Origin of the sequence: Kitasatospora sp. NPDC001309 (genome assembly GCF_042896295.1) — a bacterium.
Classification (GTDB): Bacteria; Actinomycetota; Actinomycetes; order Streptomycetales; family Streptomycetaceae; genus Kitasatospora.
This window is the reverse complement of sequence record NZ_JBIAXC010000036.1, coordinates 1,226-23,066: the sequence shown is the minus strand read 5'-3', so window position 1 is coordinate 23,066 and position 21,841 is coordinate 1,226. Positions and strand designations below refer to the sequence as shown.

Annotated in this window: 17 protein-coding genes and 1 pseudogene; 4 read left to right on the top strand and 14 right to left on the bottom strand. The window is 75.2% G+C overall.

Going from position 1 to position 21,841, the window contains the following annotated elements; all coding sequences use genetic code 11:
• Positions 1 to 205 precede the first annotated feature (205 nt).
• The 3 genes from ACFY2K_RS30190 to ACFY2K_RS30180 all read right to left on the bottom strand — a co-directional run bounded on the left by ACFY2K_RS30190 (position 206) and on the right by ACFY2K_RS30180 (position 4,923).
• Positions 206 to 2,284, bottom strand: coding sequence for a tetratricopeptide repeat protein (locus tag ACFY2K_RS30190; protein WP_387715628.1), 2,079 nt, complete (start codon positions 2,282 to 2,284; stop codon positions 206 to 208).
• 202 nt (positions 2,285 to 2,486) lie between these two features.
• Positions 2,487 to 3,134, bottom strand: coding sequence for an NUDIX domain-containing protein (locus ACFY2K_RS30185; protein ID WP_375887084.1), 648 nt, complete (start codon positions 3,132 to 3,134; stop codon positions 2,487 to 2,489).
• Positions 3,135 to 3,240: 106 nt separating this feature from the next.
• Entirely contained in the window at positions 3,241 to 4,923 is a 1,683-nt protein-coding gene (locus ACFY2K_RS30180) for a CTP synthase (protein WP_375887081.1), read from the bottom strand.
• Positions 4,924 to 5,656: 733 nt separating this feature from the next.
• On the opposite strand from ACFY2K_RS30180, the gene ACFY2K_RS30175 reads away from it, so the two are divergent.
• Positions 5,657 to 7,663, top strand: a complete 2,007-nt coding sequence (locus ACFY2K_RS30175) for a glycoside hydrolase family 15 protein (protein WP_375887078.1) — start codon at positions 5,657 to 5,659, stop codon at positions 7,661 to 7,663.
• Between the two features lie 19 nt (positions 7,664 to 7,682).
• Here ACFY2K_RS30175 and ACFY2K_RS30170 read toward each other — a convergent pair whose 3' ends face one another.
• From ACFY2K_RS30170 to ACFY2K_RS30160, 3 genes are all read right to left on the bottom strand, one after another.
• Complete coding sequence (locus tag ACFY2K_RS30170) at positions 7,683 to 8,849, bottom strand: glycosyltransferase family 4 protein (RefSeq protein ID WP_380527708.1); 1,167 nt, start codon at positions 8,847 to 8,849, stop codon at positions 7,683 to 7,685.
• A 248-nt stretch (positions 8,850 to 9,097) separates the two neighbouring features.
• Positions 9,098 to 10,831, bottom strand: coding sequence for a DNA repair protein RecN (gene recN / locus ACFY2K_RS30165; protein WP_375887347.1), 1,734 nt, complete (start codon positions 10,829 to 10,831; stop codon positions 9,098 to 9,100).
• A gap of 88 nt (positions 10,832 to 10,919) precedes the next feature.
• Complete coding sequence (locus ACFY2K_RS30160; protein ID WP_380408396.1) at positions 10,920 to 11,465, bottom strand: YitT family protein; 546 nt, start codon at positions 11,463 to 11,465, stop codon at positions 10,920 to 10,922.
• Between the two features lie 286 nt (positions 11,466 to 11,751).
• Between ACFY2K_RS30160 and ACFY2K_RS30155 the strand changes: the two genes are divergently transcribed.
• On the top strand, positions 11,752 to 13,254 hold the full coding sequence (locus ACFY2K_RS30155) for a PLP-dependent aminotransferase family protein (RefSeq protein WP_387715623.1): 1,503 nt from the start codon (positions 11,752 to 11,754) through the stop codon (positions 13,252 to 13,254).
• Positions 13,255 to 13,279: 25 nt separating this feature from the next.
• On the opposite strand, the gene ACFY2K_RS30150 is transcribed toward ACFY2K_RS30155, so the two are convergent.
• The 4 genes from ACFY2K_RS30150 to ACFY2K_RS30135 form a co-directional block, all read right to left on the bottom strand.
• A complete protein-coding gene (locus ACFY2K_RS30150) occupies positions 13,280 to 14,188 on the bottom strand; it encodes an NAD kinase (RefSeq protein WP_375887069.1) in 909 nt (302 codons plus the stop codon).
• A gap of 91 nt (positions 14,189 to 14,279) precedes the next feature.
• On the bottom strand, positions 14,280 to 15,086 hold the full coding sequence (locus ACFY2K_RS30145; RefSeq protein ID WP_387715813.1) for a TlyA family RNA methyltransferase: 807 nt from the start codon (positions 15,084 to 15,086) through the stop codon (positions 14,280 to 14,282).
• Positions 15,087 to 15,122: 36 nt separating this feature from the next.
• Entirely contained in the window at positions 15,123 to 15,464 is a 342-nt protein-coding gene (locus ACFY2K_RS30140; protein ID WP_387715620.1) for a hypothetical protein, read from the bottom strand.
• The gene (locus ACFY2K_RS30135) at positions 15,448 to 16,257 is read right to left on the bottom strand and encodes a hypothetical protein (RefSeq protein ID WP_387715617.1); all 810 of its coding nucleotides are present in this window, start codon (positions 16,255 to 16,257) and stop codon (positions 15,448 to 15,450) included. Before ACFY2K_RS30135 ends, ACFY2K_RS30140 begins: the two co-directional genes overlap by 17 nt.
• 166 nt (positions 16,258 to 16,423) lie before the next feature.
• Between ACFY2K_RS30135 and ACFY2K_RS30130 the strand changes: the two genes are divergently transcribed.
• Positions 16,424 to 16,771, top strand: coding sequence for an SCP2 sterol-binding domain-containing protein (locus tag ACFY2K_RS30130; protein WP_387715615.1), 348 nt, complete (start codon positions 16,424 to 16,426; stop codon positions 16,769 to 16,771).
• A gap of 219 nt (positions 16,772 to 16,990) precedes the next feature.
• Here the strand turns inward: ACFY2K_RS30130 and ACFY2K_RS30125 are convergent, their stop codons facing one another.
• Positions 16,991 to 18,028, bottom strand: coding sequence for an HAD-IIA family hydrolase (locus ACFY2K_RS30125; RefSeq protein WP_375887059.1), 1,038 nt, complete (start codon positions 18,026 to 18,028; stop codon positions 16,991 to 16,993).
• 72 nt (positions 18,029 to 18,100) lie between these two features.
• Complete coding sequence (locus ACFY2K_RS30120) at positions 18,101 to 18,664, bottom strand: tetratricopeptide repeat protein (RefSeq protein WP_375887056.1); 564 nt, start codon at positions 18,662 to 18,664, stop codon at positions 18,101 to 18,103.
• Positions 18,665 to 18,756: 92 nt separating this feature from the next.
• Here ACFY2K_RS30120 and ACFY2K_RS30115 point away from each other — a divergent pair, with 92 nt between their 5' ends.
• Positions 18,757 to 20,127, top strand: a complete 1,371-nt coding sequence (locus ACFY2K_RS30115; protein WP_380527719.1) for a DUF1015 family protein — start codon at positions 18,757 to 18,759, stop codon at positions 20,125 to 20,127.
• A 120-nt stretch (positions 20,128 to 20,247) separates the two neighbouring features.
• On the opposite strand, the gene ACFY2K_RS30110 is transcribed toward ACFY2K_RS30115, so the two are convergent.
• Entirely contained in the window at positions 20,248 to 21,168 is a 921-nt protein-coding gene (locus ACFY2K_RS30110; protein ID WP_380533151.1) for a hypothetical protein, read from the bottom strand.
• A 69-nt stretch (positions 21,169 to 21,237) separates the two neighbouring features.
• Positions 21,238 to 21,841, bottom strand: a pseudogene (locus ACFY2K_RS30105) (RNA helicase); the annotation flags it as partial.

Below are 21,841 nucleotides of genomic sequence, written 5' to 3'. Positions count from 1 at the left end.
GCGCACGTGGGGAAGCCTCCGGGCATGCCGGGGCAGGGGATCGCTGCGCGACTGGGTTCGAGTGTAATGAAGCCCAGGCGGCCTGTCAGCCTTCCAAATCTAACAATTTCGCCGAAGGCATTGGCAGGTTCGTAGGCTTCCACTGGAACTTACCTGTCATAGGTGTCGTAACAGGGCACTTTCGACGATACCTCCGAAACCGCCCTCACCACCCGCCGTCGACGCGTTCCCGCAGGTCGGCGAGGGCGCTGCCGACCGCCTCCCGGCCGCGCTCGTCGCCGATCCGGCGCAGCACGGCCAGCGCGGCCCGGTACTCCCGGTCGGCCTCCTCGAAGCGGCGCTGGGCGGTGTGCGCCTCGGCGACCCGGGCCAGCAGCCGGGCCTCGGCCGCGTGGTCGCCCAGCGACCGCCGCAGCCCGAGCGCCCGCCCGTACCAGTCGGCGGCGCGCACCGCGTCGCCGAGCGCCCGGTGGCAGCCCGCCGCGCCCTCCAGGGCCCGGGCGCAGAGCGGTTCGTCGCCGACCTCCCGGGCGTGCTCCAGGGCGGCCCGGTAGTGCCCGGCGGCCTGCTCCCAGCGGCCCGCCGAGGCCTGGAGGTCGCCCAGGTTGAGCAGCGCCGCCGAGGCCCGGCGGGGGCGCCCGTTGCGCTCGGCGACGGTGAGCACCAGCTCGTGCAGCCGGTAGAGGTCGGCGGGGGCGGCCGTGCCGGTCAGCGGCAGGGCCCGCAGCAGCGCGGTGACCAGCCGGCCGGCCGAGCCGTCCAGGTCGCCCTGGCCGATCGCGTCGGCCACCGCGCCGAGCAGCAGCTCCCGCTCCGCCGTCAGCCAGTCCCGGGCGTGCCCGGCCGAGTCCAGCCGCAGCGCGGGGGGCAGCGGGTCGGGGGCCGGGCCGTCGGCCGGGTCCAGCAGGGCGCGGGCCGACTCGGTCAGCCGGACCAGCCGCTCCAGCAGCCGGGCCCGGGCGAGCTCGGTCTCGGCGGGCCGGTCCTCCTGCTCCCGCAGCCGGACCAGCCGCTGGTAGAGCCGCCCGGGCACCCGGTAGCGCGGGGTGCCGTCGGCGGCCGGAGCCTCCTCGCCGAGCAGTTCCCGCTCGGCCAGCGCGGCCAGCGTCGCGGCCGCCTCCGGCGCCGGGCAGCCGACCAGGGCGGAGGCGGTGCGCGGGTCGGCGGTCTGCGCCGGGGCGAGCGTGAGGGTACGCAGCATCCGTGCCTGGGCGGCCGACAGTCCCCGGTAGAGCAGGGTGAAGGCGCCCAGCAGCGGGTCGTTGTCGGGGACGGGCACCGGCTCGGCGGGCGCGGGCTCGGGCTTGACCCAGGTCGACGGGTCGCCGGCCGGCTCGGGCGCGGCGGCGGGCTCCGCGGCCCCGTCCTGCGCCTGGGCGCCCTCCTCCTTCTTCTCCGGTGCCGCGTCGGTCCTCGGCGTCCGGCCGGCCTTCGCGGTCCTCGCGCCCTTCCCGGCCTTCCCCGCCCGGCCGCGCCCGGTGCCCTTGGCGCCCGAGGCCTCGGACTCCTCCCCCACCGCCCGGGTGAGCTCGCGCGCCGCGTCGGTGACCGCGATCTTCGGGTTGCCGCGCAGCCACCGCGAGATCAGCCGCAGCGCGGCCGGCCCGGCGGCGCAGGCCTCGGTGAGGTCGGCCGCGCCGACCGGGTCGCAGGAGACCCGGGTGCCGCCCACCAGGTCGGCCAGCAGTTCCCCGGAGGCCTGCCGGTCCAGCCCGCCGAGGATCACCGGGTCGATGTCCTCGATGCCGGTGAGCGGCCCGGCCGTGGTGGCGAGCACCAGGCAGCCGGGCTCGTCGGCGAGCAGCGGCCACAGCTGCCCGGCGTCCCGGACGTCGTCCAGCACCAGCAGCACCCGGCGTCCCGCCAGGGCCTCCCGCAGGGCCACGCCGCCCGGTTCGTCCCGTCCGTCCTCGACGGCGCCGGGCAGTGGTACGGCGGCCTGCGGGTCGAGCTGCTCCAGCAGCAGCCGGGCGGCCCGGCCCGGCGGCACCCGCCCGCCGTCCGGGGCGGACAGCCGGGCGAACAGCACGCCGTCCGGGTAGTCGGCGGCGGCGGTCCGGGCGAAGCGGGCGGCGAGCGCCGTGCGGCCCGAGCCGGGGCGCCCGGCCAGCACCAGGACGGGGCAGCGGCCGCTCACCCGGCGGGTCGCGGCCGCCCGCAGCGCGGCCAGTTCGGTGCGCCGCCCGGCGAACAGGGCGGGCCCGGCGGGCAGCCGGTCGAGCCCCGGGACGGCGCCGGCGGGCGCGTCGGGGCCGGGGTCCATCGTCGCCGTCTTCCTCGCCACCCGTGCCACTCCCGACGTCATCCCGCGCCCGGCGTCCGGCCGGAAGGCCCGCTGCGCTCGGCGGAGGCGGCCCGGGACGGGCGCCCTGTCTGCGAAGCGTAGTTCGACCGTCCGACTGATCGGAGGTGACATCCGGTCGTACGAACCGGTGAATCACCCCAAGGCATCAACCCCGCTGGTTCGCCCACGCCCCGACGGGCGGTCAGACCTCGAAGGGGCGGGCCGGCCACGGCGCGTCCGGGCGGCGCAGCCCGTCCAGGCCGTTCGGGGAGGTCAGCGCGGCGTGCACGGCGAGGACGCCGGTGACCAGGGTCGGGTTGTGCAGCTGCCCGGCCTGGATCAGCCGGATCAGCTCGGGCACCGGCACCCGGGCGACCTCGATCTCCTGCTCCTCCCCCTCGGCCTCGTACCGCCGGCCCTCGGCCTCGGCGAGGTCGGTGGCCAGGAACATCCGCAGCGCCTCGTCGGTGCCGCCCGGGGAGGTGTAGTAGTCGGCGAGGACCCGCCAGGTGTCGGCCCGGCAGTGGGCCTCCTCGTACAGCTCGCGCCGGGCGGCGTGCCACGGGTTCTCGCCGGGTACGTCGAGCAGGCCGGCCGGCAGCTCCCAGAGCCGCTGGCGGACGGGGTGGCGGTACTGGCGCAGCACCAGCACCCGCTGCTCGTCGTCCAGGGCGAGCACGGAGACCGAGCCGGGGTGGGTCTGGTAGTCGCGCCGGGACCAGCTGCCGTCGGGCATCCGGACCTCCTCGCTGCGCACGCCGGTGACCCGGCCCTGGAACGGCGTCGAGCTCGCCCGGACCTCCCACTCCTCGGCCGTGTCGGCGATCACCAGGTCGCTCTGCTCGTCCATCGCTCTCCCCTTTTCGTCAGTACGACACAATCTAACGCCGAACGGCGGCCCCGCGGGAATCGCGGGGCCGCCGTCCGGTGCGCGACCGGGGCCGGGAGCAGGAGGACTACTCCGCGGCCGGGGCCGTCTTGATCTCGATGGCGGCCTTGACCAGGCCCGCGAACAGCGGGTGCGGGCGGGTCGGGCGGGACTTCAGCTCCGGGTGGGCCTGGGTGGCCACCAGGTACGGGTGCACCTCGCGCGGGTACTCGACGTACTCGACCAGGTCGCCCTTGGGCGAGAGGCCGGAGAACTGCAGGCCGGTCTTCTCCAGGTCCGCGCGGTAGGCGTTGTTGACCTCGTAGCGGTGGCGGTGGCGCTCCTCGACGTACGGCTCGCCGCCGTAGACCTCGCGGACGATCGAGCCCTCGGCGAGCTTGGCCGGGTAGAGGCCCAGGCGCATGGTGCCGCCCAGGTCGCCCTTGCCGTCGACGATCGCCAGCTGCTCGGCCATGGTGGAGACGACCGGGTGCTTGGCGGCGGCGTCGAACTCGGTGGAGTTGGCCTCGGGCAGGCCGGCCAGGTTGCGGGCGGCCTCGATGACCACGCACTGCAGGCCCAGGCACAGGCCCAGCAGCGGGACCTTGTTCTCGCGGGCGAAGGTGATGGCGCCGACCTTGCCGTTGACGCCGCGGTCGCCGAAGCCGCCGGGGATGCAGATCGCGTCGACGTCACCGAGCTGCTCGCGGGCGCCCTCGGGCGTCTCGCAGTCGTCCGAGGTGACCCACTTGATCTCGACCCGGGCGTTGTTGGCGAAGCCGCCGGCGCGCAGCGCCTCGGTCACCGACAGGTAGGCGTCCGGCAGGTCGATGTACTTGCCGACCAGAGCGACCTTGACGATGTGCTGCGGCTCGTGGACGCGGCGCAGCAGGTCGTCCCAGGTGGTCCAGTCCACGTCGCGGAACGGCAGGTCCAGGCGGCGCACCACGTAGGCGTCCAGGCCCTCGCCGTGCAGCACCTTCGGGATGTCGTAGATCGACTTGGCGTCGATGGCCGCGACCACGGCCTCCTCGTCCACGTCGCACATCAGCGAGATCTTGCGCTTGATCGCCTGCGGGACCTCGCGGTCGGCGCGCAGCACGATCGCGTCCGGCTGGATGCCGATGTTGCGCAGCGCGGCGACGGAGTGCTGGGTGGGCTTGGTCTTGAGCTCGCCCGAGGGGCCGATGTACGGCAGCAGGGAGACGTGCACGAAGAACACGTTGTCCCGGCCGACCTCGTGGCGGACCTGGCGGACGGCCTCCAGGAACGGCAGCGACTCGATGTCGCCGACGGTGCCGCCGACCTCGGTGATCACGACGTCGACGTCCTCGGTCGCCATCCGGCGGATCCGGGACTTGATCTCGTTGGTGATGTGCGGGATGACCTGGACGGTGTCGCCCAGGTACTCGCCTCGGCGCTCCTTGGCGATGACCGTCGAGTACACCTGGCCGGTGGTGACGTTCGCCGAGCCGTGCAGGTTGGTGTCGAGGAACCGCTCGTAGTGGCCGATGTCCAGGTCGGTCTCGGCGCCGTCGTCGGTGACGAAGACCTCACCGTGCTGGAACGGGTTCATGGTGCCCGGGTCCACGTTGAGGTACGGGTCGAGCTTCTGCATCGTCACGCGCAGGCCGCGGGCCTTGAGCAGCGCGCCGAGGCTGGAGGCGGTCAGCCCCTTTCCGAGCGAAGAGGCAACACCCCCGGTGACGAAGAGGTGCTTGGTCGTCACGGCGCGGCCGTTCGCTGCCTTGCCGGAATGGGGCTGTGCCAAGAGGGGGCTCCCGTGGGTCGCGTGTCGAAAGTGACGTGGGCGGGAGGCTCGGGGCTCGCCGGGCGACGGGAGGCCGGCAGGCTGCGCGGCGCTCGAAGGGTCGTCGGTTCGGCTGGTCCGGGGCGTTTTGATCCCGCCGGTCCACGGGATACCAGGGTAACAGTGACCTGACCGGGACGCCTTTCGGCCCGCGCTCGGCCCGCGCCCGGCACTCCGGGAGCGTGCGCCGGGCGCACCACCGGCGCACCATCCGCCGCACGCGTCACACCGGTCGCACCACCCACCGGACCGGGCCAGCCGGAGTACTCCGACCGGGCCATGCCAGCCCCTCCGTTACGGCCACCCGGAGCTGATCCTTCCGGACCATCCTGCGCCGCGCCCCCGCGATGCACGGCATTTCCGCCGAATTGCGGCGCCACACGAGGCTGCGCCCGCGTGCTTCGCCCCTTTCGTCCGTCGTAAGCTGCACGGACGCATCGCGACAGCACGAGCACGCGGAGGGCGTGGGAGCGTCAGGACACTCCCGGTCCCCGATGCGCGACCGGACCTCCCCGTTATCCAGCTCCTCCCCACCCACCCCCTGGGGCTCGACCGAGCCCCGCGCGGACACTCCAGCAAGGCCCGCCACCACCCCCCGGCGGGCCGGACGTCCCGGGGTGAACCCCCGGCCCCGCAGACCCGCTCGCTCCCTGGTTCGCCGATGCCCTGACCACATTGCGAACTGGAGATCCACGTGGCCGGCCGTATCGAGGACTACGCACTCATCGGGGACATGCAGACCGCTGCCCTGGTCAGCAGGGACGGGGCGGTGGACTGGCTCTGCCTCCCCCGCTTCGACTCGCCGGCGGTGTTCGCCGGCCTGCTCGGCACCGATGAACACGGCTTCTGGCGGATCGGACCGGCCGAGGCGGTGGCGACCGAGCTCCCCGCCCCGGCCGCCGCCCCCGCCGAGGCCGCCCTGCCGCGCCTCGGCGACACCGCCGGCCCGCGCGTCCCGCCGCCCACCGCCGCCGCCCCCGCCGTGCCCGCCGACCGCCGCCGCTACCGGGGCGACTCGCTGATCCTGGAGCAGGAGTGGGACGCCCAGGGCGGCACCGTCCGGGTGATCGACTTCATGCCGCCCCGCCCGCTGGCCGGCAAGGACTCCGTGCCGCAGATGATCCGGATCGTCGAGGGCGTGGCCGGCACCGTGCGGATGCGCTCGGCGCTGCGGATGCGCTTCTCCTACGGCCGGATCGTCCCCTGGGTGCACCGGGTCGAGCAGGCCGACGGCGGCCACCGCACCGTCGCCGTGGCCGGGCCCGACTCGGTCTGGCTGGACGGCGAGGCCGAGACCTACGGGCGCGACCTCACCACCTACGCCGACTTCACCGTCCGGGCCGGCGAGCGGATCGCCTTCGCCCTCACCTGGCAGGCCTCCCACCTGGAGCCGCCGGCCGTCCCGGACGCCGAGGCGATGCTCGACGCCACCGCCGAGTTCTGGCACGACTGGGCCGGCCAGTGCACCTACCAGGGCCCCTACCGCGAGGCCGTGGTCCGCTCGCTGATCACCCTCAAGGGCCTCACCTACGCCCCCACCGGCGGCATCGTCGCCGCCCCCACCACCTCGCTGCCCGAGGACATCGGCGGCGAGCGCAACTGGGACTACCGCTACACCTGGCTGCGCGACGCCGCGATCACCCTCTCCTCGCTGCTGCGCACCGGCTACCGCGAGGAGGCCCGCGCCTGGCGCGAGTGGCTGCTGCGCGCGGTCGCCGGCGACCCGGAGAACCTGCAGATCATGTACGGCATCGCCGGCGAGCGCGAGCTCACCGAGTCCTCGCTGGACTGGCTGCCCGGCTACGAGGGCTCGCTGCCCGTGCGGATCGGCAACGGCGCCGCCGGACAGCTCCAACTCGACGTCTACGGCGAGGTGGTGGAGGCCCTGCACCTGGCCCACATGACCGGCCTGGTCCGCAACGACCACGCCCACAACCTCCAGCTGCGCCTGATCGAGTACCTGGAGGACCACTGGCAGAACCCGGACGAGGGCATCTGGGAGGTCCGCGGCCCGCGCCGGCACTTCGTCCACTCCAAGGTGATGGCCTGGGTCGCCGTCGACCGCACCATCAAGCTGCTGGAGCAGACCCCCGAGGACGCCCCCTCCGACGGCCACCTGGAGCGCTGGCGCGTGCTGCGCGAGACCATCCACCGGGACGTCTGCGAGAAGGGCTACGACCCCGAGCGCAACACCTTCACCCAGTACTACGGCGGCAAGGAGCTGGACGCCTCGCTGCTGCTCATCCCCCAGGTCGGCTTCCTGCCGCCGGACGACAAGCGGGTGATCGGCACCATCGAGGCGATCCAGCGCGAACTGTCCACCGAGGACGGCTTCGTGCTGCGCTACCCCACCCACGACGAGTCGGGCAACAACGTGGACGGCCTGTCCGGCCACGAGGGCGCCTTCCTGGCCTGCTCGTTCTGGCTCGCCGACGACCTCGCCATGATCGGCCGGGTGCAGGAGGCCCGCGAACTGTTCGACCGGCTGCTGTCGCTGCGCAACGACCTCGGGCTGCTCGCCGAGGAGTGGGACCCTCGGCTCAAGCGCCAGGTCGGCAACTTCCCGCAGGCGTTCAGCCACGTCCCGCTGATCGACACCGCCCTGCGGCTGACCGCCTGCGGCGCCGCCTACCTGTCGGCCCAGCCGGACGGCGCCGAGGCCGACCGGGCCGCGGAGCGGGTGGAGCGGGCGGGCGTCTGAGGCCCACCGCCGGGGGTGCTCAGCCCCGCTGCACCAACTCGTCGTAGGTGCTGAGCACCTGGGCGACGGTGGCGGCCTCGTCCGGCCAGGTCTCGGCCTGCTGCCGGCCGGCCGCCACCAGCTGTTCCCGGCGGGCCGGGTCGGCGAGCAGCCCGCGCACCACCCGGCCGAGCGCCGCCGGGTCCCCCGGCGGCACCAGCAGGGCGGCGTCGCCGACCAGTTCGGGGATGCCGCCGACGGCGGTGGCGACCACCGGCACGCCGGCCCGCATCGCCTCCTGGACCACCAGCGAGCGGGCCTCCCAGCGGCTGGAGACCACCACCACGTCGGCGGCGGCCAGCAGGTCGGGGACGTCGGTGCGGTAGCCGAGCAGGCGCACCGGCAGCTTCTCGGCGGCCACCCGCTCGCGCAGCGGGCCCGCCTCCGGACCGTCCCCGGCGAGCAGCAGCAGCGGCTCCGGGTCCAGCGCGGACAGCTCCTGGGCGGCGTCCAGCAGCGTCCCGAAGGCCTTCTGCGGGACGAGCCGGCCGACCGCCAGCACCAGCGGGCGGTCCGGGCCGTCGCCGAGCAGCGCGGCGCGCGCCTCGGCCCGGCCGAGCCGCCCCTCCGGCATCGGCGGGGCGGCCACCGGGCCCAGCCGGGCGTCGGTGGCGCCCAGTTCACGGGCCCTGGCGACCAGGTCGGAGGAGGCGCCGAGGACCAGGTCGGCGGCGCGCGCCACCCGGCGCTCCATCAACCGCTGCAGCCGCCGCTCCATGCCGGTGGCCAGCAGCGCGTGGTGCGAGGTGACCACCAGCGGGGTCTCCGGGCGCAGGCCCGGGAAGCGGCCGGCGGTGCGCAGCGCGAGGTCGGACAGCAGGCCGGCCCGCAGCCCGTGGGCGTGCACCACGTCGGCGCCGGTGAACGCCCGGCGCAGCTCGCCGATCGCGGTGGCGTCGCTGCGGGCCCCCGCGGTGGGGGTGATGTCGACGGTGTGGAACCGCGCGCCGGTGCGGGAGAAACCGAACAGCGCGTCCGTGCCGGCCGGTGCGCAGACCGTGACGGTCACCCCGTGCGCGACCAGGCCCTGGGCCAGGGAACGCACGTGCGCACCGATGCCGCCGGTGCTGGCGGCCAGGACGAGTACCACGTGCAGCTGCCCCGGTTCCGGGGCGGCCGCGGTGGCCCGGGCGGCGGAATGGTCCACGTCGTCTCGCATCCGACTCGATCAGGTTCGCGCGCCGCTTCGCGAGGATTGCCCGCCCGGCGGCGCTCGGGACTGGAAAGCCAGTGTCCAGCCGCCACCATGCCAGGTCGGCGGCCCTCTTGGACAGTCGGCGCCACGGGGGGCGCGTCGCCGTCCCGGCGGGGAGGACCGCCGGTTCCGGCCGACCCCGTCCGGCCGATCCCGGCGGGCCGATCCGCCGAGATCCGCTGGCCAGGGCCGGACCGGGCCTAGCTGTGGCGAGGGGCCCGGGCGGCGGCCAGCAGCTCCTCGGCGTGGGCCCGGCCCAGCTCCGAGTCCTCCAGGCCGGCCAGCATCCGGGAGAGTTCCCGCACCCGCTCCTCGTCGTTCAACACCTTGACCCCGGAACGGGTCACGGTGCCGTCGTGGGTCTTCTCCACCACCAGGTGCCGGTCCGCGAACGCGGCCACCTGCGGGAGGTGGGTGACCACCACGACCTGGGCGGATTCCGCCAGCTTGGCCAGCCGGCGGCCGATCTCGACCGCGGCCTTGCCGCCGACGCCCGCGTCCACCTCGTCGAACAGGTAGGTGGGGACCGGATCGGCGCCCGCGAAGACCACCTCGACGGCGAGCATCACCCGGGAGAGCTCACCGCCCGAGGCGCCCTTGGCGATCGGGCGCGGCTGGGCACCCGGGTGCGGGGCGAGCAGCACCTCGACCTCGTCCACGCCGTACGGCCCGTACGCGACGGTGCGGCCGTCCAGTTCGATGCCGGCCAGGTCGTCGACCCGGGTGATCGAGAAGGTCACCCGGGCGTGCGGCATGGCGAGTTCGGCGAGCTCCGCGGAGACGGCCTCGGCGAAGCGTCCGGCGGCGGCCTGCCGGGCGGCCGAGACCTCGGCCGCCAGCTCGGCCAACTCGGCCCGCAGCTCGGTCTCCTGGGCGCCGAGCTGGTCGATCCGCTCGTCGTCGCCGTCGAGTTCGGCGAGCCGGGCGGACCCGGCCTCGGCCCAGGCGATCACCTCGGCGAGGTCGTTGTCCTCGCCGCCGTACTTGCGCAGCAGCTGGGCCAGCACGGACCGGCGGTCCTCGACCGCGGCGAGGCGCACCGGGTCGGCGTCCAGGTCGTCGGCGTAGCCCGCGAGGTCCCCGGCGACGTCGGCCAGCAGGTAGCCGACCTCGTTCAGCCGGTCGGCCAGGGCGGCCAGCCGCTCGTCGTGGTGGCGCACGGCGTCCAGGGCGCGCCGGGACTGGGCGAGCAGGGTGCCCGCGTCCAGCGCCTCCGGGTCGGCCGGGTCGCCGGCCAGGGCGGCGTGGGCGAGGGTCGCGGCGGAGGAGAGCGCGTCGGCGTGGCCGAGCCGCTCGGCCTCGGCGGCCAGCTCGACGTCCTCCCCGGCCACCGGCTCGGCGGCGGCGATCTCGTCCAGGCCGAAGCGCAGCAGGTCGGCCTCCTGGGCGCGCTCGCGGGCCCGGGTGGTCAGCTCCTCCAGGGTGGCCGCGACCTCGCGCAGGGCGCGGTAGGTCTCCCGGTAGCGGGCCAGCGGCTCGGCGACCGTCCCGCCCGCGTAGCGGTCCAGCGCGCCGCGCTGGCGGGCCGGGCGCAGCAGCCGCTGCTGGTCGGTCTGGCCGTGCACGGCGATCAGGTCCTCGCCGAGTTCGGTGAGCAGCCCGACCGGGACGGCCCGCCCGCCGACGTACGCCCGGGAGCGGCCCTCGGCGGACACGGTCCGGCTGATCAGCAGCGCTCCGTCGTCCAGTTCGGCCCCGGCCTCGACGGCGCGGGCCGCCGCCGGGGAGTCCGCGGGCAGTTCCAGCCGGCCCTCCACCACGGCGCGGCCGGCCCCGTGGCGCACCAGGCCGGGGTCGGCGCGGCCGCCGAGCAGGAGGCCGAGGCTGGTCACCACCATGGTCTTGCCGGCGCCGGTCTCACCGGTCACGGCGGTGAAGCCGGGAGCCAGCTCGACCACCGCATCGTCGATGACCCCAAGATCCCGTATCCGCATCTCGTCCAACACGGAGACGACCTTACGAGGTTCCGCCCCCGGAGCGCGACGAGCGGCAACGGCGCGCGGCAACTCCGTGCCGCCGGGTTCACTCCTTCCGGGGCGTTTGAGCGGCGGTGGGCACCGTGCACCATGGCAGGAAGAGCTGCACCAGCGGGCCGATGAGCAGCGCGTACACCACCGTGCCGACCCCGGCGGTACCGCCGAGCAGCAGTCCGACGGCCAGCACGGTGACCTCGATGCCGGTGCGGATCAGCCGCAGCGAGCGCCCGGTGCGCCGGTGCAGTCCGGTCATCAGGCCGTCCCGCGGGCCCGGGCCGAGCCGGGCGCCGATGTAGAGGCCGGAGGCGACGCCGTTGAGCAGCACCGCGGCGGCCGTCAGCGCGGCCCGGGCGGGCAGCCCCTGCGGGCCGTCGACCACCCGCAGGGTGAGGTCCATCGCCGCGCCGATCACCAGCACGTTGGCGACGGTGCCCACCCCCGGGCGCTGGCGCAGCGGGATCCACAGCAGCAGCACCAGGGCGCCGCAGACGGTCACCCAGGCTCCCACGGTGAGCCCGAACACCCGTTGCAGGCCCTGGTGGAAGACGTCCCAGGGGTCGAGGCCGAGGCCGGAGCGGAGCATCAGCGCCATGCTCGCCCCGTACAGCGCGAGGCCGACGGCGAGCTGGGGGAGCCGGCGGCCCAGCGCGTGGGTGTCGCCGAGGACCCGGACGGCGAGGCCGGGGCGGGGCCCGACGGCAGGCGGCGGCGTGGGTGCGGTCGTGGGTGCGGTCGTGGTGGCCACTGGTGCTCCTGCGGGTGGTGCTGCACCGCCGGGTCGCGCCCGACGGTGGCGGACTCGACGGCCGCACTGCCATGATGAGAGAGCCAATACGGCCCCCGACAGGGCCAATTCCGAGCAAGTGGACTGATCAGCGATGGCCGACTGGCACACCACCGTCACCCCGCCCGCGCTGGCCCGGCTGCTCGCCACCGCGCGACTGCCCGAACCGGCCACCGCCCGCCGCCCCGCCTACCGCACCCTGGCCGGGCAGATCCGGCTGCTGGTCACCGAGGGCCGGCTCCCGGTCGGCGCCCGACTGCCCGCCGAACGCGAACTCGCCTCCGCCCTGGAACTCAGCCGCACCACCGTCGCCACCGCCTACGAGGCCCTGCGCGGCGACGGCTACCTGCTCAGCCGGCGCGGCGCCGGCAGCTGGACCGCCCTGCCCGAGGGCGCCCCGCCGCCCAGCGACGCCCTGCACCCCGTCCCGCCGGACGAACAGGGCCGGATCCTCGACCTCGGCGTCGCCGCCCTGCCCGCCCCCCAGCCCTGGCTGGGCCGGGCCGCCGCCCGGGCCGTCGAACTGCTGCCGCAGTACGCCGCCGGGCACGGCCACTACCCCACCGGCGTCCCGGTGCTGCGCGAGGCCGTCGCCCGCCGCTACACCGAGCGCGGCCTGCCCACCGCCCCCGACCAGATCCTCGTCACCACCGGCGCGATGGGCGGACTGCACCTGGTCCAGCGGGTCCTGGTCGGCCGCGGCGACCGGGTCGCCGTCGAGGCCCCCAGCTACGCCCACACCCTCCAGGCGCTGCGCCTCACCGGCGCCCGCCTGGTGCCGGTCCCGTACGACGCCTCCGCGGCCCCCAGGCGCTGGGACCTGGAGGAGTGGCAGCGGGTGCTGCGCGGGGCCGCCCCCAAGGTCTCCTACGTCATCCCGGACTTCCACAACCCGACCGGCGCACTGATCGACGAGGACCAGCGGCGCCGGCTGCTGGCCGCCGCCCGGGCCGTCGGGAGCATCGTGCTGGTGGACGAGACCACCGCCGAACTGGGCTGGGGCGTACCGGAGTCCACGCCGCTGCCGCGCCCGGTGGCGGCACTGGACCGGGCCGCCCAGGTGGTCACCGTCGGATCGGCCGGCAAGCTGCTCTGGGGCGGCCTGCGGATCGGCTGGGTCCGGGCCGCGCCCGCGCTGGTCCGGCGGCTGGCCACCGAGCGGGTCTACAGCGACGTCGGCACCCCGGTGCTCGACCAGCTGATCGCCGCCGAACTGCTGGGCGAACCGCTCCCGGCCGTCCGCGCCCACCAGCTGGACCGGCTGCGGGCCACCGCGCACGCCTTCGCCGCCGCGCTGCCCGAGCAGCTGCCGGAGTGGAGCTTCCCGCTGCCGCCCGGCGGCCTCGCGCTCTGGGTCACCACCGACGGCCTGTCCGGCGCGGCGCTGGCCCAGGCCGGGGAACGGGCCGGGGTCCGGATCGCGGCCGGCAACCGGTTCGGCTCGGACGGCGCCTTCGAACACCACATCCGGATCCCGCTCACCGTGCCCGCCGCCGCCGTCCCCGCCGCCGTGCGGCGGCTGGCCGCGGTGGCCGCCCGCGCCACCGCGGGCGGCCGGCTCGGCGCGGCCGACGAGGGCCAGGCACTGGCGGTCTGAGCCGCCCGGACGATCCGGCGGACCGTCAGCAGGGGGTGTTCGAGCGACCGCGCCAACCCGTCACCGGGAGCGCGAACTTGGCGACCAACCGGTCGGTGAACGGCGCCCGGTGCAGCCTGGCCAACCGCACCGGCGTCTTCCCCCGGCGCACCTCCACCCGCGCCCCGGCGGGCAGTTCGACCGAGCGGCGCCCGTCGCACCAGAGCACCCCGTGCGGGGTCTTGGGCTGCACCTCGACCGCCAGCACCGAGTCCGGAGAGGTCACCAGCGGCCGGGCGAACAGCGCGTGCGCGGAGATCGGCACCATCAACAGCGCCTCCACCTCCGGCCACACCACCGGCCCGCCGCCCGAGAAGGCGTACGCCGTCGAACCGGTCGGCGTCGCACAGACCACCCCGTCGCAGCCGAAGTTGGAGACCGGACGGCCGTCCACCTCGGTCACCACCTCCAGCATCCGCTCCCGGGACGCCTTCTCGATCGACGCCTCGTTCAGCGCCCAGTCCTCGTGCACCACGTCGCCGTTGGTGCGGACGATGACGTCGATCGTCATCCGCTCCTCGACCTCGTAGTCGGCGTCCACCACCCGCTCGACCACCACGGCCAGGTCGTCCCGCTCCGCCTCGGCCAGGAAACCGACCCGGCCGAGGTTGATGCCCAGCATCGGCAGCCCGTGCGAGCGCGCCAACTCCGCGCCGCGCAACAGCGTGCCGTCCCCGCCGGCGACCAGGATCAGCTCGCAGCCGTCCGCCGCGCCCGGCCCCTCGGCCACCTTCTCGACCCCGTCCGGCAGGTCGAGGTCCACCGCCTCCGTCTCCAGCAGCCTGATCCGCAGCCCCGATTTCAGCAGCCCGTGCACCAGGGCCTCGACGCTGCGCAGCGCCGCCTCCCGGCCGGTGTGCGCGATCAGGAAGACCGTGCGTTCTCCATCGCTCATGCCGCTGCCCTCTCCCTACGCCTGCCGGGTCGCCCTCGGCCCGGTGCGGCCGCGCCATCCAGCATGACGGGCCGGACGCTCGCAGAGCACCCTATCGGGGCCCCTCCGCCACGGCCCGGTCCGCGTCCGCGGGGTCCAGCTGCGGGGCGTCCCGGCGCATCCAGAGGAAGTACTCGACGTTCCCGGACGGCCCCGGCAGGGGGCTCGCGGTGACCGCGCGCACGCCCAGCCCCAGCTCCCACGCCTGCCCGGCGACCTGCCGGACCATCTCGGCGCGCAGCTGCGGGCTGCGCACCACCCCGCCGCTGCCGAGCCTCTCCTTGCCGATCTCGAACTGCGGCTTGACCATCAGCACCAGGTCCGCGTCCGCGGCCGCGCAGGCGGCCAGCGCGGGCAGCACCAGGCCCAGCGAGATGAAGGAGAGGTCACCGACGACCAGGTCGACGGGGGTGCCGCCGATCGTCTCCAGGGTCAGCTCGCGGACGTTGGTGCGGTCCATCACCGTCACCCGCTCGTCGCTCTGCAGCGACCAGGCCAGCTGCCCGTAGCCGACGTCCACCGCCAGCACGCGGGCCGCCCCGGACCGCAGCAGCACGTCGGTGAACCCCCCGGTGGAGGCGCCCGCGTCCAGCGCCCGGCGGCCCTCGACCACCAGGCCCTGCGGCACGAAGGCCGCGAACGCCCCGGCCAGCTTGTGCCCGCCGCGCGAGACGTAGTCGGGGTCGTTGTCGTCCTTGGCCACCACGACCGCCGCCGAGGTCTCCACCTGGGTGGCCGGCTTGGTCGCGGTGGTACCACCCACGGTCACCCGGCCGGCCGCGATCAGCTCGGACGCGTGCTCACGCGACCGGGCCAGCTTGCGGCGGACCAGCTCCGCGTCGAGTCGGCGTCGTGCCACTGCCACTGGTGTTTCAGCTCCTACGGGTCCTGCGGATCATTCCTGGTCGAGCGCGGCCAACGCGTCGGCGAGCCGCTGGTGAACATCTTCGTACACCGCGACGTGCGCCTCGGCCGGGACCCCGTCCAAAGCCTCCAACCGGGCCAGCCCGGCATCCACTCCGGGGTGCCCGGTGGGCAGCAGTTCGACGCCGAGCGGCCCCTCCGCCACGGCGGACCGGGCGGGCTCGGTGGACTCAGTGGACTTGGTGGGCTCAGTGGACTTGGTGGGCTCGGTGGGCTCGGTGGGCTCAGTGGACTCAGTGGGCTCGGTGGGCCGGGTGGGCTCGACGAGCTGGGCGGGCTCGGCCGGTGCGCCCGGCTCACTCGTCCCGGTCATCGGGCTTCTTCGTGCTGCTGGCCTTGCGGACGGTGGTCTTCCTGGTCGCCGTGCGCTCGGCCGCCGCCCCGGCCCGGCCGTCCGCCTCGGTCCGCTTCGCGGTGGCCGTCTTCTTCACCGTGGCCTTCTTGGCGACGGCCGTCTTCTTCGCCGTACCGGCCTTCTTCGCCGTGGTCGCCTTCTTCGCCGCGCCGACCTTCGCGGCGGCAGTGGTCTTCGCGGCGGCGGCCTTCTTCTCCCCCGCGGCCTTCTCCGGCGGCGCCACCGGCGGATCGACCTCGACCGGCTCGTCCACCTCGACCCGCTCGGCCACTATCGGCTCCGCCGCCACACGCTCGTCCTCGAACTCCCAGCCGCGTCCGAACAGGTCGTCCGCCCGGGGCGCCGGCACCGGCTCCTCCGCCGGGTACCCGGTCGAGGCCGGGCCCGGCCCGGCCTTGGCCGCGACGGGCTCCTCCTCGACCTCGCGCAGCTTGCTCTCCAGGTACGCCAGCACCACGCCGACCTTGGTCACCTGGTCCCCGACCTTCTCGAAGGCCTTCTCCACCTCGTTGCGCGCCACCCCGACCGCCAGGTCCACCCCGGCCCGCCCGGCGGTGACGGCCTCCTCCGCCAGGGTCTGCAGCGTCTTCGCCGACGGCGGGAACTGGCCGCCCAGCCTGCGCTCGACCTCGGCCACGTCGACGCCGGTCTTCTCCAGGACCGCGGCCGCCGTGTCGACGACCCGCTTGCCGACCTCCTCCACCACCACGGCGGCGGCCGCCACCGCTCCCCGCACCGTCCTCGGCAGCATCCGGGTGCCTCCTCCGCGCCTGCGCGCGCACAGCGCGCCGCGCTCCGTCGCCCTCGGCACCCGGGCGATTCCGGGCACCCCACCGACGACGCTACCGCCAAAACCCTCCTGAGGTACCGTGGCCCGGCAGTCCGCACCGTAGTGACCTGGGGATGGAGCGAGCGCCGTGGCGAACGCCGAGGAGTGCCGGGAGGCGCTGGAGCAGCTCAGCCGGAACATGGCGAAGGCCACCGGCGACGTCCGGAAGGCCGCCGCCCTCGACCGCTCGCTGAGCTGCCGGATCACCGACCTCGACCTGACCTTCACCGGGCAGCTGCGCGACGGCCGGATCCAGGACGTGTCCGCCGTGCCCGGCCCGCCCACCGAGAAGGCCGCGATCCGGCTCACCATGGCCGGCGACGACCTGCTCGCCCTGGTCGGCGGAGAGCTCAACTTCGCCTCCGCGTGGGCGAGCGGCCGGATCAAGCTGGAAGCCGGCCTCCGGGACCTGCTGCGGCTGCGCACCCTGCTCTGAGGGCCGGGCCGGGCGTCTGACACGGACGTCTGTACCGAGGAACGGTTCGTACGTCCGTGTCAGACGCCTGCTGCGAAGGCCCTGCCCTGGATACCCGGCCCCGCCCTGGACGTCTGAATCGGACGTACGACTCAGACGACCGTCCGGGACAGCCGTCTCGAACGACCGTCCCGGACAAACGTTCCGGACAAACGTTCCGGACGACCGTCCCGAGCGACCTCAGAACCCGAGCTCGGCCAGCGCCTTCCGCCCGTCCACCGGCCCGCCGTCCGCGTCCAGCGCCGTCCACGCCGCCGCGCAGAGCGCCCGCAGGCCGTCCCAGCGGTCCCCGGCACCGGTCAGCCGCAGCACACCGCCCTCCGCCACCGCCGTCCAGCCGCCGCAGCCGAAGCCGCCGCCCGCCGCCGTCACCGCCGGCTGCGCGACCAGCAGGCCGCGCAGGTCGGCCGCCAGGTACGTCGGCCGGTGCTCGACCGGGGCCGCCAGCAGCTGCACCGGGGTGGTCACCCCGGTGAACACCAGCAGGCTGTCCACCCCGCCGTTGAAGGCGCCCTCGATGTCGGTGTCCAGCCGGTCCCCGACCACCAGCGGCCGCCGCGCACCCGTCCGCAGCACGGTCTCCCGGTGCATCGGCGGCAGCGGCTTGCCCGCGACCTCCGGGTCCACCCCCGCCGCCGCCCGCACCGCCGCCACCAGCGTCCCGTTGCCGGGCGCGATGCCGCGGGCCGTCGGCACCGTCATGTCGGTGTTGGAGGCGACCCACGGCAGCCCGCCGCGCACCGCGTACGCGGCCTCCGCCAGCTGCGCCCAGCCGACCGACGGGTCGAAGCCCTGCACCACCGCGAGCGGCTCCTCGGCCAGCGAGCGGACCGCGACCAGCCCGCGCTCGGCCAGCGCCTCCTCAAGGCCCAGCCCGCCCACGACCAGCACCTTCGCCCCGGCCGGCACCTTCTCGGCGACCACCCGGGCAGCCGCCTGGGCCGAGTTGATCACGTCTGCGGGCTCGGCCGGCACACCCAGCTCGGTCAGGTGCTCGGCGACCACCCGCGGCGGGCGGGAGGCGTTGTTGGTCACGTACGCGAGCCGCATCCCGGCCGTCCGGGCCGTCGCCAGCGAGTCCACCGCGTGCTCGATCGCGTGCGGGCCGGCGTAGACCACGCCGTCCAGGTCCAGCAGTGCCGTGTCGTACGCCTCGGTCAGCGGGCGGTCGCTGCCGCCGGGGGTGGTCCGTCGCGCGGGGGTGGCCGTCTCGGTCATGCCTGCCCTACCTCATTCACTGCGGTTCGTCCGCGTTCACCGCGGTTCGTCTGCTCGTCACTGCCCGCCCGGTCAGGCGTCCTCGTCGACGCCGCCGGGCCCTCCCCCGACCTGCCCGGGCACCCCCGGCCCACGGTAGCCGGGCGCCCCCGGCAGCAGTGGGCCGTAGGCCCCGGCGCGGGCCGCCAGGGTCGCCCTGGTCTGCCGCAGCGCCGCCTGGTAGTGGTCGGTCCCCGGCCGCATGGCCACCGCCAGCGCCAGGTGCTCGGCGGAGGTCTCGAAGTCGCCCAGCCGGGCCGCCGCGACCCCCCACCCGAACTGAGCGTAGTCGTCCGAGGGATCGGCCTGCGCCACCGCCCGGAAGTTCTCCAGCGCCGCCGCGTACGAACCGGCGTCGAACTGCGCCCGGGCCAGCGCCTCCCGGATGCTGCGCGAGTGCGGCTCGGCCTCCGCCGCCCGGGCCAGCAACTGCTCGGCCGCCGCCGGGTGCCCCTGGGCCAGCAGCTTCGCGCCCCGGCGGAACCAGTCGTAGACGTCCCCGACCGGCTCCCCGGTCCGCCCCTGGGCGGGCACGCCGCCCGTCGGCACGCGCTCCCCCGACGCACCGCCGTCCAACCGTTCCTGCCCGTCCTCCATGCCGTACCTCGCCCTCGGTCGTACACCCGTCCGACCGTTCGGCACGGGGATTCCGATCTCTCAACAACGCGTACCCGGTTACGATGCCCAGAATGAGCACACCCAGTGCAGAAGACGGAGTCGAGACTCCCGTGGGCGGCCCCGGCGATCCCGGGCACGTCGCCACCGCAGGCCTGTCCCTGTCCCCCTTCCGTGGCCTGCGCTACGTCCCCGACCGGGTCGGCGCGCTGGCCTCGGTGATGTCCCCGCCGTACGACGTCGTCGACCCGGGGCGCCGGCTCGACCTGGAGACCGCCGACCCGCACAACGTGGTCCGGCTGATCCTGCCCCGCCCGGAGCCCGAGGACGCCGGCGACCGCCCCGACCGCGACACCAAGTACCGGCACGCCGCCCGGCTGCTGGCCGCCTGGCAGCGCGAGGGCGTCCTCGCCGCCGACCCGGAGCCGGCCATCTACGTCTACGAGCAGCGGGTCCCCGGCAACGGTGACACGCCCGAGCTGCTCCAGCGCGGCCTGATCGGCGCCCTCGCGGTGAGCGGCCCCGAGGCCGGCGTCGTCCTCCCCCACGAGGACGTGATGCCCCGGCCGGTCGCCGACCGGGTCGGCCTGATGCGCACCACCCGGGCCAACCTCGAACCGCTGCTGCTCACCTACCGCGGCAACGGCGGCGCCTCCGGCGTCATCGAGCGGACCGTCGAGGGCGAGCCGCTGCTCTCCACCGCCACCACCGACGGCACCCACCACCGCCTGTGGGCGGTCACGGACCCCGCCGACCTCGGCGAGATCAGCCGAGACCTGGCCACCTGCCGGGCCCTGATCGCCGACGGCCACCACCGCTGGGAGATGTACCTGCGGCTCCAGCGCGAGCACCGCCACCTGCCCCGCAGCCCGTGGGACCGCGGCATGGTGCTGCTGGTGGACACCGCCCGCTACCCGCTGCGGGTCCGGGCCATCCACCGGGTGCTGTACCGGCTGCCGGTGGCCGAGGCCCTGGAGAAGCTCGGCGACCAGTGGAAGGTCAAGGAGGTCCCCGGTCCGCTGACCGCCGCCCTCCAGGCCCTCGCCGAGCAGAAGCGGCACGGCGGCAACGGCTTCGTCCTCACCGGCGGCGACGGCGTGTTCTGGCTGCTCGGCGAGCCGGAGGAGGCCCTGCTGGGGGCCACCGTGCCGCACGACCGGCCCGAGGAGTGGCGCCGCCTGGACGCCACCGTGCTGCACGCCACCCTGCTCGACCACACCTGGCACGTCCCCGACGGCCCCGACGACATCGGCTACCTGCACACCGCCGCGGCCGCCGAGCGCGAGGCCGCCCGCACCGGAGGCACCGCCGTACTGCTGCACCCGGTCCGGGAGAGCGTGGTGCGCAGGCTGGCCGAACAGGGCGTCACCATGCCGCGCAAGTCCACCTCGTTCGGGCCGAAGCCGGCCACCGGGCTGGTGCTGCGCAGCCTTCCGCTGGGCTAGGCCGCCGGGGCCGGTCCACCGGCCGGCCCGCCGGGCAGCAGGAACCCCCGGACGCCGTGAGGCCCTGCCGATCTCCCCCGAAGGGGCATCGGCAGGGCCTCACGGCGTGTTTCAGGACGCTCAGGCCTGGGCGTCGCCCTTGGCCTCGGCCTTGTCGGCCTTCTCGGCCTCGTCGGCCTTGGCGTCCGCGGCGCGCTCGGGGACCAGGCCGTCGAAGTCCTCGTCGATCTCGAGGTCGTCCTCGTCGTAGAACTCCTCGACGTCCTCTTCGTCCTCGAAGATCACACGGTCGTCGGAGACGTCGCCGCCGCGCTTCTTCGCCGGGGCCTCGGCGCGGTCGACGTCCTCGTCGGCCAGCTCCGGGTCGAGCGCGTCGGTGAACTCCACGCCGTCGATCTCGGCCAGGCGCTCCGAGGCGTTGGTCGAACCCTCGGTGTCGGCCTCGGCGGCCTTGGCGAACCAGTCACGGGCCTCGTCGCCACGGCCGGCCGCGATCAGCGCCTCGGCGTAGGCGTACCGCAGGCGCGCGGTCCACGAGTGCACGGCGCTGGAGGCCAGCTCCGGGCTCTGCAGGGTGACGACGGCCGCCTCGAACTGCTGCATGTCGCTGCGGGCACCGGCCGCGACCAGGCGCATCTCCACCTGGCCGGCCTTGTCCAGCTGCTTCACCTCGGGCTCGCCGGCCATCGCCAGCGCCCGCTCCGGACGGCCCAGACCGCGCTCGCAGTCGGCCATCACGGGCCACAGGTCGGCACGACCGGTCATCCGACGGGCGGCGCGGAACTCGGTCAGCGCCTCGGAGTAACGCTGCGTCATGTACGAGGCGAAACCGGCCGCCTCACGGACGGCGGGCACGCGGGACGCCAGCCGCAGCGCGACGCGGGAGTACTGGTAGGCCTCCTCCGCGTCGCCGTCGAGCAGCCGGGCCACCATCACCAGGTTGCGCGCGACGTCGTCCGCGAGGGTCTTGGGCAGGCTCTTGAGCTCCTGGCGCACGTCCGCGTCCAGCTCGAAGCCGGTGACGTCCTCCGGGATCGGCAGGCGCTTGACCGGCTCGAAGTTGCCACGACGGTCGTCGTAGTCCCCACGGCCGCGGTCGCCGCCACGGTCGCCACGGTCGCCGTAGGACGGACGGTCGTCACGACGGAAGCCGCCGCCACCCTGGCGGTCGTCCCGACGGAAGCCGCCACGGTCGCCACCGCGGTCACGGTTGAAGCCACCACCCTGCGGACGGTCGCCACGGTCACGGTTGAAACCGCCGCGGTCGCCGCCACGGTCGCCACGGTCGCCGTAGGACGGACGGTCGTCACGACGCGGACGGTCGTCACGGTCGTCGCGACGGAACCCGCTCGGGCGGTCGTCCCGGCGGAAGCCGCCACCCTGGGGGCGGTCGTCGCGACGGAAGCCGCCACGGTCGTCACGGTTGAAACCGCCACCCTGCGGACGGTCGCCACGGTCGCGGTTGAAACCGCCGCGGTCGTCACGGTCGCGGTTGAAGCCGCCGCCCTGGGGGCGGTCGTCCCGGCGGAAGCCGCCACGGTCGCCGCCACGGTCGTCACGGTTGAAACCGCCACCCTGCGGACGGTCGCCACGGTCGCGGTTGAAGCCACCACCCTGGGGACGGTCGCCACGGTCGCGGTTGAAACCGCCGCGGTCGTCACGGTCGCGGTTGAAGCCGCCGCCCTGGGGGCGGTCGTCCCGGCGGAAGCCGCCA

What these genes read in the sequence shown, in the direction of transcription:
- recN (WP_375887347.1), bottom strand. Translation starts at nt 10,831, where the DNA reads ATGCGGATACGGGATCTTGGGGTCATCGACGATGCGGTGGTCGAGCTG.
- ACFY2K_RS30120 (WP_375887056.1), bottom strand. Translation starts at nt 18,664, where the DNA reads ATGGAGGACGGGCAGGAACGGTTGGACGGCGGTGCGTCGGGGGAGCGC.
- ACFY2K_RS30185 (WP_375887084.1), bottom strand. Translation starts at nt 3,134, where the DNA reads ATGGACGAGCAGAGCGACCTGGTGATCGCCGACACGGCCGAGGAGTGG.
- ACFY2K_RS30150 (WP_375887069.1), bottom strand. Translation starts at nt 14,188, where the DNA reads ATGAGCGATGGAGAACGCACGGTCTTCCTGATCGCGCACACCGGCCGG.
- ACFY2K_RS30135 (WP_387715617.1), bottom strand. Translation starts at nt 16,257, where the DNA reads ATGCTGCCGAGGACGGTGCGGGGAGCGGTGGCGGCCGCCGCCGTGGTG.
- ACFY2K_RS30160 (WP_380408396.1), bottom strand. Translation starts at nt 11,465, where the DNA reads ATGGCGCTGATGCTCCGCTCCGGCCTCGGCCTCGACCCCTGGGACGTC.
- ACFY2K_RS30155 (WP_387715623.1), top strand. Translation starts at nt 11,752, where the DNA reads ATGGCCGACTGGCACACCACCGTCACCCCGCCCGCGCTGGCCCGGCTG.
- ACFY2K_RS30140 (WP_387715620.1), bottom strand. Translation starts at nt 15,464, where the DNA reads ATGACCGGGACGAGTGAGCCGGGCGCACCGGCCGAGCCCGCCCAGCTC.
- ACFY2K_RS30115 (WP_380527719.1), top strand. Translation starts at nt 18,757, where the DNA reads ATGAGCACACCCAGTGCAGAAGACGGAGTCGAGACTCCCGTGGGCGGC.
- ACFY2K_RS30125 (WP_375887059.1), bottom strand. Translation starts at nt 18,028, where the DNA reads ATGACCGAGACGGCCACCCCCGCGCGACGGACCACCCCCGGCGGCAGC.